Here is a 12374-nt window from a genome sequence, read left to right as displayed (position 1 = left end):
TAAGAATGTGATGTAATGCAGTGTCAAAGTGTGAAAGCTTCTCGAATATGATAGAATGAAACGGGTTTCTATTGTTTGGAAATGCAGGGGATTTTTAAGATGCATCTTATGGTCATGATAACGGGCTCATATGCGGACGGAAGAAGCGGATACAGTGTAGAAATGGAAGGAATGGTTTTGTGAAAAAACGATGGATATTTTGGTGGATTTGCAACATATTTTGGATGGCCGTTTTTGTAATGGGGACGGCTCTCGTGTGGCTGAGAGATGTTGATGGCGCCGGTGTTACTCAAACGCCTGAGCTTAAATTAATAGCTTTTATCGTTTTATTGATTGCATTTATATTTCCATTCATTATTCAAGTTGTGTGGCTGATTGTTAATTTGAAAACGGGTAGCAGCAAATAAGGAAATGGCGGCAAACAATTGCTGCCTTTTTTATTTTGTAAAGCATGCCGCGTCAAAGTGTGAATAAAGAGAGGTATGATAGAATAAGAGCAGATTCCGATTCAGAAAGAAAGCAAGGGGAAGTACATGATTCAACTCATGATCATGATGCTGGAGAGAGTGGGGATCATCGTCATCCTGGGCTTTATGTTGGCCCATATGAAGGTGTTCCGTCAGTACCTTCAGCATCCGGAAGGGTATAAGGGAAAAGGGGTTCTCATCTTCATTTTTTCCCTGTTCAGCATCATCAGCAACTATACGGGCATTGAAATCCGGGAACATAAGATTTTGAACAATGATTGGATTTTTGCGATCGATCCGTCAAGCTCGATTGCCAATACGAGAATTCTCGGTGTCGAAATCGGCGGCCTGATCGGAGGGCCGTTTGTCGGAGCGGGTGTCGGGCTATTGTCAGGCATTCACCGTTTTTCACTGGGAGGGACGACGGCTTTGAGCTGTGCGGTTTCTTCACTGCTGGCTGGCGTCATTGCGGGTTATATCGGCAGCTTTTTCAGGAAACGGCATCAGATGGTGACACCAAGGGTAGCCGCTCTGGCGGGTATTTGTATGGAGGGTCTGCAGATGCTGATGATTCTCGTGCTTGCAAAACCGCAGGCTGAGGCTTTGGCGCTCGTCCAGATGATTGGCATTCCGATGATGATTGTCAACGGGACGGGCAGCTTTATTTTTCTATCGATCATTCAGTCTATTATCCGCAAAGAGGAACAGGCGCGGGCCGTTCAGACCCATAAGGTGTTTTCGATAGCGGATCAGACGCTTCCTTTTTTCCGCCGGGGACTGAATGAGGATTCCTGCAAAAGCGCCGCTCTCATTATTCACCGGATGACAGGGACCGATGCCGTATCGATTACGGACAGAGAGAACATTCTCGCTCATGTCGGAGATGGAGCAGATCATCATATTCCTTCAAAAAATCTGATCACCGGTTTATCGAAAAAAGTCATTCAAACCGGAAAGGTCATGAAAGTGAAGTCGCGCGATGAAATCGAGTGTGCGCACCGTTCCTGTCCGCTGCAGGCGGCGATCGTACTGCCGCTCTTCTCCAACCGCGAAACGATTGGCACGCTGAAGCTGTACTTTAAGCATCCGTCCGGTCTTAACCGCGTGACGGAAGAGCTCGCCGAAGGGCTTGCCATGCTTTTTTCCACTCAGCTAGAACTCGGTGAGGCTGAGCTGCAAAGCAAGCTTTTGAAAGATGCCGAAATCAAGGCACTTCAAGCGCAGGTCAATCCGCACTTTTTATTTAATGCCATCCATACGATTTCTGCTCTGTGCAGAACAGATCCGGAAAAAACGCGGAAACTCCTTCTGCAGCTGAGCGTTTATTTTCGTTCCAATCTGCAGGGAGCCAGGCAGCTGATGATTCCGCTCTCAAAAGAGCTGAATCACCTGGAAGCCTATTTATCATTGGAGCAGGCCCGGTTCCCTGGCAAGTATCATATTGATTTTCATATCGAGGACGGCCTTGAAAGCATGGAAATTCCTCCATTTATATTGCAGCTGCTCGTTGAAAACGCACTTCGCCATGCATTCCCGAGAAAACAAAAGGTATGCACGGTAAAAGTATGCGCTGTGAGAGTGCAGGACGGCGTTTTGATGAAGGTGTCAGACAACGGCAGGGGAATTGATCCAGAGCTGCTTGGACAGCTGGGACAGGCGCCCGCACCTTCAAAAGAAGGGAACGGGACGGCGCTTTACAATGTGAATCAGCGGCTTACCGGTTTGTTCGGGCACCAGGCTGCCCTCAAGCTTGCCAGCGAACCTTATAGAGGAACAGAGATATCCTTTAAGATTCCTTTTCAAACCGAAAGAGAGGGGAACAGAGATGCTCAAAGTATTAATCGTTGATGATGAAATGTTTGCGCGAGACGAGCTGAGATATTTATTAGAGCAGACCGAAGAAGTGGATACGGTCGATGAGGCTGAACATATCGAAGAAGCGTTTGACAAAATGGCGGATCACAAACCCGATATTCTTTTCTTGGACATCGATTTGTCTGGGGAGAACGGTTTTGACATTGCAAAGCGGCTGAAAAAAATGTCGGCGCCTCCGGCTGTCGTTTTTGCGACCGCTTATGATGAATATGCGCTGAAAGCATTTGAAGTGGATGCGGTCGATTATTTGACAAAGCCGTTTGATGAGGAGCGAATCAGACAGACGATCCAAAAATATAAAAGGATGCGCCCCGGCCATCAGGAGGGGCAGCGGCTTGCGAGCCGCCACAGGCTGGCTCTCAGCATTGACGAAGCGATCGTCATTCTCGATCCGGACGAAATCGTATACGCCGGGTTAGAAGACGGACACGTCACAGTGAAAACCTTTGATCAGGCATACACGGTTCACGATACATTAGTCGTTCTCGAACAAAAGCTTTCACAGACGGCGTTGATCAGGGTGCATAGAAGCTTTCTCGCAAATATGGATCATATTAAAGAAGTCAAACCCTGGTTCAATTCGACATACAACCTCCTGATGAAAGACGGCTCCACGATTCCTGTTAGCCGTACATACGCGAAAGAGTTGAAAAAACGGCTGCATATGGTGTGAAAAATGATCAGCGGCGGTGAAAGACTGAATTCGTCATTCACCGCCGTTTTTTAGCGCTGGAGCCCGGGCCGTCCCGCTTCAACGGCGAACGTGGCATAAGTTGAGACTGGGGCGCCGGGCCGTGTGATATAAGGAAGAACCTGAAAGTCGGCTTCGAGCTGCCGGGGCGTCAAGCGGCAGCGAACATAGCCGCGCTGCGCATTGTACAGTTTGACATGCGGGTTTCCGAGCCAGATTGGCGCCAATGAATCGGTCTCGCTGCCGTCAGCGTCTGAAGATATCGAAGTTGTGATCAGCTCGGTTCCGATTGTCGCTGAACCCGCATCGTCGAAGTTTTCCTTTAAGTCGGCGGCGGCATGTCTGTGAATATCTCCTGTCAGCACAACGGGGTTTTGGATGCCGTATGCCTTGTATGCGGAAATAAGCCTATCGCGGCAAGCGGGAAAACCGTCCCACTGGTCTGTGCTGTACTCAACTCCAGGGCCTGTATCGCGGTCGATTTGAGCCAGCACGACTTGCTGGACTAAAAAGTTCCACACCGTGTCAGACCGGCTCAAGCAGTTAAAAAGCCAGCGCTCCTGGTCAAATCCAAGTATGGAGCGTGACGGCTCAAGCCGTTCGGCCTCATTTGCCGGAAAATTATTGCGGTACTGCCGGGTGTCCAGAACATTGAATTCAGCCAGGTTTCCATAGCGAAACCGCCTGTACATCAGCATGTCATGCCCATTTGGAATCGATGTGCTGCGGATCGGGATATTTTCGTAGAAAGCTTGGTACGCCGCTGCGCGCTGCCGGAGAAAATCGTCCGGAGACGTGTTGTATTGCGAATGGATGCCGGCATAATTGTTTTCGACCTCATGGTCATCCATCGTCACAACCCAGGGAGCCAGCGCATGAATGGCCTGGAGGTCCGGATCTGTCTTAAAAAGAGAATATCTGAGTCTGTATTGGCTGAGTGTGACGGTTTTTGCGTTATGGGCAGCGGATAAAGTCACATCGCGGAAAAGATTTTTAGCATTAATGGCATATTCGTAAATATAGTCTCCGAGGAAAAAAACAACGTCCGGATGGTCTTCGGCCATATGCCGGTAAGCTGTAAAATATCCGTGGTACCAAGCTTGGCACGAGGCGAGAGCGAACGACATTCCCTTGATGTCGGCGTCCGGGGAAGGCGCTGTTTTTGTACGGCCTGTCCGGCTGATTTCCCGTCCCGCTTTAAACCGGTACCAATAATAGCTTCCCGGCTTTAAGCCGTGCACTTCCACATGAACGGAGTGGGCGAGCTCAGCGAGCGCAGAGGCCGTTCCGCGCTTCACCACTTTGCGAAAATGTTCATCTTCAGCTACTTCCCACTGAACAGGGACGGCTCTGCCGGGCATTCCCCCTAAACCGTCTTCGGCAAGCGGATCGGGGGCAAGCCTCGTCCAAATGACAACCCCGTCGGGATGCGGGTCACCCGAAGCCACCCCAAGCTTGAATGGATAATCTGCAAATCGGGGCGCGCCGGCGGCGATCGAAGCGTCTTCAGGCATCAGGCCGCGTCTTGCCAAAGACGCGAATTCGCCAGCCGGAACAAAGCGCCCTCCTCTTGAATGGTTCATGAGTCAGAGCCTCCTCATCAATCGTTTTCTCATTAACCACTATACGATCTGTTTTGCTCCATTAGCACATTCTGGAATTTAAATAATTGTGAAGAATGTGCAAAGCCTGAAGAATGATTTGCATTTCGGCGTCCCGTTTCTGCAATTGAAGGGCCGTATCCGGCAAGTTATTTTGAAAACGCTTTTTTGGCCGGGGCCTTTTTATATAATGAACCCAACACAGCCAAAGAGGTGAACGAAATGAAGGGTAAAAAAGAATATGGCTTTTTAACTCAGGCATTTATTTTTGCTGTTATTATGTTTGTTTCAAACGGAATCGCCGCGGTTCTGCCCATCCCGATTCCTCCGTCTGTCATCGGCTTGGTGATGTTGTTTGCATTGCTGTGTGCGAACGTGCTGAAGCTGGAACAAGTCGAATCGCTCGGCACGGCGCTCACTTCGCTGATCGGTTTTTTATTCGTTCCGTCGGGAATATCAGTGATGAACTCGCTCGGTGTCATGGAGAAATACGGATTGCCGATCGTCCTTGTGATATTCCTGGCTACCGTCATTCTGCTCGCAGCGACAGGCTTGTTTTCACAGTTCATTCTGTCTGCCGGCAAAAAGGACCGTCGGGACACCCGGGTTGAACCAGCCAAAAAAACAGCTTCTTGACTCAATAGGAGGTTATTAACGCTATGACACCTTATTTCGGTATCGTCGTTTCACTGGCCGCATTTGGCATCGGCACTTTTTTATTTAAAAAATCAAATGGTTTTTTCTTGTTCACGCCTTTGTTTGTCGCGATGATTCTTGGGATCGCGTTTTTAAAAATCGGCGGTTTTTCATATGAGGACTACAAGAGCGGCGGAGACATCATTAAGTTCTTTTTGGAGCCCGCCACGATTGCGTTCGCCATTCCTTTATACAAACAGGCGGAAAGCTTGAAAAAATATTGGCTGCAAATCCTTGGCGCCATTATTGCGGGCTCTGTCTGCTCGGTTGCTGTCGTCTATCTGATCGCAAACGCGCTCCACCTTGACGGAGCCGTCATGAAAAGCATGCTGCCCCAGGCCGCCACGACGGCGATTGCGCTGCCTTTATCAAAAGGGATCGGCGGCATTCAAGATATCACGGCCTTCGCCGTCATCTTTAACGCAGTGATCGTCTATGCGCTCGGCGCGCTTTTTTTGAAAATCTTCAAAGTGCAGCATCCGATCGCCAAAGGGTTGGCGCTCGGAACATCGGGACATGCCCTCGGCGTCGCCGTTGGAATTGAAATGGGGGAAGTCGAAGCGGCAATGGCGAGTATTGCAGTTGTCGTCGTCGGCGTCGTGACCGTGTTTGTCGTTCCGTTATGTGTCCAAATGATCGGCGGATAGAACCGGTGAAAGAAAAATAAAAAAATAGCATTGCTATTTCAAATGTGTCCTGATATAATAGCAAATGTTGTGATAAATTTTATATCTTGACTTGCAGGATTTGTTTATGTAAGATGGATAATGAATTGAATATATATCAACAAGCAGAAGCACCCGCTTCTCACCTGATTGACACATTCTTGTAGTTGGCAGGTTAAACGTACATTTCTTATTTTTCTATGCAATGTTCGCAGTGTGGGTGTTTCGATGCCCGCACTTTTTGTTTGCCTGTGGAATGCAAAGAAACGGTCAAAATGAGTTGTGAAATCAATTCAAAGATTCTATGGAGGTGGCTCATTATTAGCAAAGATCAATTGGTTAATGAGGGTATCCGTGCGCGTGAAGTTCGTTTGATCGGACAAAATGGCGATCAGCTTGGGATCAAATCCCGCCAGGAAGCACTGGAAATTGCGGGTCGCGCAAATCTTGACCTTGTGTTGGTTGCAGCGAATGCAAAACCGCCTGTATGCCGGATCATGGACTACGGAAAGTACAGATTCGAGCAGCAGAAGAAGGAAAAGGAAGCACGCAAAAATCAAAAAATCATTAACTTAAAAGAAGTTCGGCTGAGCCCTGGTATTGAAGAACACGATTTCAATACAAAGCTTCGCAACGCCATCAAGTTCCTTGAAAAAGGGGACAAAGTGAAAGCGTCCATCCGCTTTAAAGGCCGTGCGATCACGCATAAAGAAATCGGACAGCGCGTGCTGGACCGTTTCTCAGAAGCCTGCGCGGAAGTGGCGACTGTTGAAACGAAGCCGAAAATGGACGGCCGCAGCATGTTCTTGGTGCTCGCGCCTAAAACTGAAAAGTAATTAAGGAGGAAACATCCATGCCAAAAATGAAAACTCACCGCGGATCTGCGAAACGTTTTAAAAAGACAGGTTCCGGGAAACTGAAACGTTCTCATGCATATACAAGTCACTTGTTCGCAAATAAATCTCAAAAACAAAAGCGCAAACTTCGCAAAAGCGCAGTCGTAAGCGCCGGCGATTTCAAACGCATCAAGCAGCAGCTTGCCAACATTAAGTAATTCGGAAAAGGTATAATTAGGAGGGAAATCTAATGCCAAGAGTAAAAGGCGGAACTGTTACACGCAAACGTCGTAAAAAGGTTCTCAAATTAGCAAAAGGTTATTTTGGTTCAAAACATACATTATATAAAGTAGCTAACCAGCAGGTTATGAAATCAGGAAACTACGCTTTCCGCGACCGTCGTCAGAAAAAGCGCGATTTCCGCAAACTGTGGATCACTCGTATCAATGCTGCAGCACGCATGAACGGTCTTTCTTACAGCCGTTTGATGCACGGTCTTAAGCTTTCCGGTATCGAAGTAAACCGTAAAATGCTTGCTGACCTTGCTGTAAACGATTTGAACGCATTCAATCAGCTTGCAGACGCTGCTAAAGCGCAATTGAATAAATAATTGAAAAAAGGCCGGAACCCGGCCTTTTTCTTTTGTTGTTAGAAGCTTCTCGCGCGGGATGTGAAACGGTTCGGGAGGCCGGCCGCGAGCAGCCCAAACCGCGAAACAAGGAGAAATGAACAATATGACTCTCATATGGATTTACGCGATCCTCATAAACGGATACGGCTTTTTCTTAATGAAAGCAGACAAGCAAAAAGCGGTCACTGGGAAATGGAGGGTATCTGAGCGCCGCATCTGGCTCGTTGCGGCCGCTTTCGGATCCGCAGGCGTCTGGTTCGGGATGATGCGGTTCAGACATAAGACAAAACACCTTTCCTTCAGGCTTGGCATTCCTTTTTTGCTGGTCGTCCAAGCCGTTTTGACCTATTGTTATATGATGAATTAAAAAAGCAGACGAGGCTTATTGCTCTTCTGCTTTTTTGTTTCTCCACTTTTGAATGTTCGAATCCCAGTCGATTTTGCAATCGGGATAGTGCGCTTTAATGTTTTCTTCCAATTCCGCGAAGTCTTCTTCCGTGAAAGAGCCGAGTTTTTCTTCAGGTGCTTCCGTCCATACAAAAATCGTATGGATGAACAGCGGATGGTCTTTTGAAGGAATGTGTTTTTCTCCTTCGAAAAGCACGCCTTTAAATGTCAGCTTGAGATTTTTGCGTGCATTTTTCTGTTCGTCCAAAAAATAAAAGTGTTCTTTGGCCTGTGCTGATTTCAGCCTTCTGTCCGGGCTCCCCAAAAATTGAACGGCCCTGTACACGACGTAAACCAATAGCGCCAGCAAAGCCAGTCTCAATATGATGACAATCATGTTAAAACAGAACCTCCCTTGAACATAATTTTGAGTATATCCCAATATATACGAACCAGTTCCCGCAAGGTTTCATTTTTTAACCAAAAAAGCTGTACAGAATATTGGTCGTATTGAAAAGGGATGTTTCTGTATAATAGTAAATGAGGGTTAATTAAGGAGGCTGTATAGAGATGGCAAAGCTTGATGAAACATTGACGATGCTAAAGGAATTAACAGATGCAAAAGGAATTCCGGCAAATGAAAAAGAGCCCAGACAAGTCATGAAATCGTACATAGAACCGTTTGCCGACGAGGTTACGACAGACAGACTGGGAAGCTTAATCGCTAAAAAGACCGGACAGGCTGACGGACCGAAGATTATGATTGCCGGCCATCTTGATGAGGTCGGTTTTATGGTTACACGGATCGATGACCGGGGCTATCTCCGCTTTCAGACGGTTGGAGGCTGGTGGAGCCAGGTCATGCTGGCGCAGCGTGTGACGGTCGTGACGAAGAAAGGCGACATCACCGGTATCATCGGTTCAAAACCTCCTCATGTCCTGTCTCAGGAGGCAAGAAAAAAATCGGTCGATATTAAAGATATGTTTATCGATATCGGAGCGTCGAACAGAGAGGAAGCGATGGAGTGGGGCGTTCTTCCGGGAGACCAGGTCGTTCCTTACTTTGAGTTTACGGTGATGAATAATGAAAAAATGCTGCTTGCCAAAGCATGGGACAACCGTATCGGCTGCGCGATCGCGATCGATGTGCTGAAAAACCTGAAAGGAGCGGATCATCCGAATGTCGTCTACGGTGTCGGAACCGTACAGGAAGAGGTCGGACTGAGAGGCGCGAAAACCGCCGCGCATACGATCAAGCCTGATATCGCTTTCGGTGTTGACGTGGGAATCGCGGGTGATACGCCGGGTATTACCGAAAAAGAGTCGACAAGCAAAATGGGAAAAGGCCCGCAGATCATCCTTTATGATGCATCAATGGTGTCCCATAAAGGGCTTCGCGACTTTGTCACAAATGTTGCAGATGAAGCCGGCATTCCGTATCAATTTGACGCCCTCTCAGGCGGAGGAACAGATTCGGGATCGATCCACCTTACCGCGAACGGAGTGCCTGCCCTGTCGATCACGATCGCGACGAGGTATATCCATACGCACGCGGCCATGCTTCACCGGGATGACTATGAACATGCGGTAAAATTAATTACCGAGGTGATTAAGCGATTGGATAAAGAGACGGTTCAAAATATTACGTTTGACTGATGAAAGATGTGGCTGACAGCTTATTTTACAAGCTGTCAGCTTTTTTTTGTAATGCCAAAGACAGCGCTTACATATATAAACATTGTTCGGAAAATTGACAAAGAAAGGGAGGCATTGTTTTTTCATTTACAAGAACAGGAGTGTGATCTGAATGAAAAATGTGTTGCGGAGAATGTCTTTGACAGGATTGATGTTCGGACTGCTGCTGGCCTTTTTGATGCCTGAATCAGGCAAGGCTGCGTTTTGGGACACAAAGGGAGACAATTTCATCCATGATCCTTCCATTATTAAAGAGGGAAATACGTGGTATACATTTGGAACCGGGCTCGGTACAGGGCTGCGTGTCATTAAGTCAACAGACGGCAGAAACTGGAGTGCTGCCCCGAGTATTTTTCCAGCTCCATTGTCCTGGTGGAAGATGTACGTACCAAATCATGAACCGCATCAGTGGGCGCCGGATATCAGCTACTATAACGGCCGGTATTGGCTGTATTACTCGGTATCGTCTTTCGGTTCAAACACATCAGCGATAGGACTCGCATCGACAGACCGGATTTCATCCGGCCAATGGCGGGATGACGGGCTGGTCATCAGATCGACATCCGGTGATCAGTTTAATGCCATTGACCCTGATCTGGTCATTGACAAAGACGGAAATCCATGGCTCTCATTCGGTTCCTTTTGGACCGGCATCAAGCTGACAAGGCTTGATAAAAACACGATGAAGCCGACGGGAAGCCTGTATTCGATCGCCTCAAGGCCGAATAACGGCGGAGCGGTTGAAGCGCCGAACATTACCTACAAAGACGGCTACTATTACTTATTTGTCTCGTTTGACAGCTGCTGTAAAGGGGTGAACAGCACATATAAAATAGCGTATGGCCGTTCAACGAGCATTACGGGACCCTATTATGATAAAAGCGGCAAAAATATGATGAACGGCGGAGGGACGATCCTCGATTCCGGCAATGACCGCTGGAAAGGGCCGGGACATCAGGATGTTCTGAACAACTCGATCCTTGTCAGACACGCTTATGACGCACTGGACAATGGCGTATCAAAGCTGCTCATCAACGACTTGTACTGGGATTCCCAAGGGTGGCCGACTTATTAACAGATGACGGGCGATTTTTCCGCCCGGTTTTTTTGTTCTGAAATCTGTCAAAAAAAATAAAAAACATACTGGAAATTAAATTGACAGTTTTTTTCAAAATGATATAATGAAGTTGTTCGTACAAATATGTTTTTGAGTTTAGTTGTACGTACATATAGTCGCGATAAGTTTGAGAATAAGGTATATCCATGTTTTTTTGTAAGCGTTTTAATAGTTTGCTAATCTTTACACAGACACCATAAAGAAGAGGAGGAAGCTATTTGATTCAGACAAAGACGCATGTATTTTGGTTTGTGACAGGGAGCCAGCATTTATATGGAGAAGAGGCCGTACAAGAGGTGGAAGAGCATTCCAAAATGATCTGCAACGGATTAAATGACGGGCATTTAAGGTTTCAAGTCAAGTACAAAGCGGTGGCCACTTCGCTGGACGGCGTCAGAAAACTGTTTGAAGAGGCGAACCGGGACGAGGAGTGCGCGGGCATCATCACCTGGATGCATACGTTTTCACCGGCGAAAATGTGGATTCCGGGCCTGTCAGAGCTGAATAAGCCGCTGCTCCATTTTCATACCCAGTTTAACCGGGACATTCCGTGGGATAGAATCGACATGGATTTCATGAATATTAATCAGTCTGCACACGGCGACCGCGAATACGGCTTTATCGGAGCGAGATTGGGCATTCCGCGAAAAGTCATCGCCGGGTATTGGGAAGACAGAGACGTCAAACACTCGATCGACAAATGGATGAGCGCAGCGGTCGCATATATTGAAAGCCGTCATATCAAAGTCGCCCGATTTGGGGACAACATGCGCAATGTGGCGGTAACAGAAGGAGATAAGATTGAAGCGCAGATTCAGCTTGGCTGGTCTGTCGACGGATATGGAATCGGCGACCTCGTCACAGAGATCAATGCAGTATCAGAACAGAGTCTGAACGAGCTCGTCTCCGAATATGAGGAGCTTTATGAGTGGCCGGAAGGCGAAGAGGCAAGGGAATCCGTCAAAGAGCAGGCACGGATCGAGCTTGGATTAAAGCGCTTTCTTTCGAACGGGGGCTATACGGCCTTTACGACAACCTTTGAAGACCTCCACGGTATGAAGCAGCTTCCAGGTTTGGCCGTTCAGCGGCTGATGGCCGAAGGCTACGGTTTCGGAGGAGAAGGAGGATTGGAAAACGGCTGCGCTCGTCAGGATGATGAAAGTGATGGCCGGCGGAAAAGAAACGTCATTTATGGAGGATTACACGTACCATTTTGAACCGGGCAATGAAATGATTCTCGGCTCCCACATGCTTGAAGTGTGCCCGTCGATTGCCGAACACAAACCGAGAATTGAAATCCATCCGCTGTCAATGGGTGCAAAGGATGATCCGGCGCGGCTCGTGTTCGACGGAATTGCAGGCCCTGCGGTCAATGTCTCCCTCATCGATTTGGGCGGACGTTTCAGGCTTGTCATCAATGAAGTGGAAGCTGAGAAGGTTCCGCATGATATGCCGAATCTTCCGGTGGCGCGCGTACTTTGGAAGCCGCAGCCGTCTCTGAGAACATCGGCTGAAGCATGGATTTTGGCTGGCGGTGCGCACCATACATGCCTTTCGTATCAGCTTACAGCCGAGCAGATGCTCGATTGGGCCGAAATGTCGGGCATTGAAGCGGTGTTGATCAATCGCGATACGACGATTTTAAATCTTCGCAATGAACTCAAATGGAGTGAAGCTGCATATCGGCTTCGCAAGTTTTAAGGGGGTGAAGGC

General features: G+C 47.9%; 13 protein-coding genes, 1 pseudogene and 1 other annotated feature. Of the genes and pseudogenes, 12 read left to right on the top strand and 2 right to left on the bottom strand.

Annotated features, from left to right (window positions below):
- Positions 1-179 precede the first annotated feature (179 nt).
- The 3 genes from MHI30_RS15460 (at position 180) to MHI30_RS15450 (ending at position 3015) form a co-directional block, all read left to right on the top strand.
- Positions 180-407: a DUF3923 family protein gene (locus tag MHI30_RS15460; protein WP_020452536.1), complete on the top strand. Its 228-nt coding sequence runs from the start codon at positions 180-182 to the stop codon at positions 405-407.
- A gap of 126 nt (positions 408-533) precedes the next feature.
- Entirely contained in the window at positions 534-2315 is a 1782-nt protein-coding gene (locus MHI30_RS15455) for a sensor histidine kinase (RefSeq protein WP_075751974.1), read from the top strand.
- Positions 2293-3015, top strand: coding sequence for a LytTR family DNA-binding domain-containing protein (locus MHI30_RS15450; RefSeq protein WP_075751975.1), 723 nt, complete (start codon positions 2293-2295; stop codon positions 3013-3015). Before MHI30_RS15455 ends, MHI30_RS15450 begins: the two co-directional genes overlap by 23 nt.
- A 50-nt stretch (positions 3016-3065) precedes the next feature.
- Here the strand turns inward: MHI30_RS15450 and MHI30_RS15445 are convergent, their stop codons facing one another.
- Positions 3066-4616: an alkaline phosphatase D family protein gene (locus tag MHI30_RS15445; protein ID WP_075751976.1), complete on the bottom strand. Its 1551-nt coding sequence runs from the start codon at positions 4614-4616 to the stop codon at positions 3066-3068.
- Positions 4617-4856: 240 nt separating this feature from the next.
- Between MHI30_RS15445 and lrgA the strand changes: the two genes are divergently transcribed.
- The 6 genes from lrgA (at position 4857) to MHI30_RS15415 (ending at position 7829) form a co-directional block, all read left to right on the top strand.
- Positions 4857-5270, top strand: a complete 414-nt coding sequence (lrgA, locus tag MHI30_RS15440) for an antiholin-like murein hydrolase modulator LrgA (protein ID WP_075751977.1) — start codon at positions 4857-4859, stop codon at positions 5268-5270.
- 23 nt (positions 5271-5293) lie between these two features.
- On the top strand, positions 5294-5977 hold the full coding sequence (lrgB, locus tag MHI30_RS15435) for an antiholin-like protein LrgB (protein WP_075751978.1): 684 nt from the start codon (positions 5294-5296) through the stop codon (positions 5975-5977).
- Between the two features lie 135 nt (positions 5978-6112).
- Positions 6113-6245, top strand: a sequence feature (ribosomal protein L20 leader region).
- 67 nt (positions 6246-6312) lie between these two features.
- Positions 6313-6831, top strand: coding sequence for a translation initiation factor IF-3 (gene infC, locus MHI30_RS15430; protein WP_116523372.1), 519 nt, complete (start codon positions 6313-6315; stop codon positions 6829-6831).
- Positions 6832-6848: 17 nt separating this feature from the next.
- Positions 6849-7049, top strand: coding sequence for a 50S ribosomal protein L35 (gene rpmI / locus MHI30_RS15425; protein ID WP_003184267.1), 201 nt, complete (start codon positions 6849-6851; stop codon positions 7047-7049).
- A 32-nt stretch (positions 7050-7081) separates the two neighbouring features.
- Positions 7082-7441 carry a 50S ribosomal protein L20 gene (rplT, locus tag MHI30_RS15420; RefSeq protein WP_003184266.1) on the top strand — a complete coding sequence of 120 codons (360 nt, stop codon included), beginning with the start codon at positions 7082-7084 and terminating at the stop codon, positions 7439-7441.
- A gap of 124 nt (positions 7442-7565) precedes the next feature.
- Positions 7566-7829 carry a DUF1294 domain-containing protein gene (locus tag MHI30_RS15415; protein ID WP_075751979.1) on the top strand — a complete coding sequence of 88 codons (264 nt, stop codon included), beginning with the start codon at positions 7566-7568 and terminating at the stop codon, positions 7827-7829.
- A gap of 15 nt (positions 7830-7844) precedes the next feature.
- Here the strand turns inward: MHI30_RS15415 and MHI30_RS15410 are convergent, their stop codons facing one another.
- Positions 7845-8246 (bottom strand): sigma-w pathway protein ysdB, encoded by a 402-nt coding sequence (locus MHI30_RS15410; protein WP_075751980.1) that lies wholly within the window; start codon positions 8244-8246, stop codon positions 7845-7847.
- A gap of 173 nt (positions 8247-8419) precedes the next feature.
- Here MHI30_RS15410 and MHI30_RS15405 point away from each other — a divergent pair, with 173 nt between their 5' ends.
- The 3 genes and pseudogenes from MHI30_RS15405 (at position 8420) to araA (ending at position 12362) form a co-directional block, all read left to right on the top strand.
- The gene (locus tag MHI30_RS15405; RefSeq protein ID WP_020452527.1) at positions 8420-9505 is read left to right on the top strand and encodes a M42 family metallopeptidase; all 1086 of its coding nucleotides are present in this window, start codon (positions 8420-8422) and stop codon (positions 9503-9505) included.
- A 217-nt stretch (positions 9506-9722) separates the two neighbouring features.
- Positions 9723-10619, top strand: a complete 897-nt coding sequence (locus tag MHI30_RS15400) for a glycoside hydrolase family 43 protein (protein ID WP_229078735.1) — start codon at positions 9723-9725, stop codon at positions 10617-10619.
- 260 nt (positions 10620-10879) lie between these two features.
- Positions 10880-12362, top strand: a pseudogene (gene araA, locus MHI30_RS15395) (L-arabinose isomerase).
- Positions 12363-12374 lie beyond the last annotated feature (12 nt).

Origin of the sequence: Bacillus sp. FSL L8-0528, assembly GCF_038593085.1 — a bacterium.
GTDB lineage: Bacteria > Bacillota > Bacilli > Bacillales > Bacillaceae > Bacillus > Bacillus paralicheniformis.
Note: the sequence above shows the minus strand (reverse complement) of the source record. Positions and strands in the feature narration are given on the sequence as shown.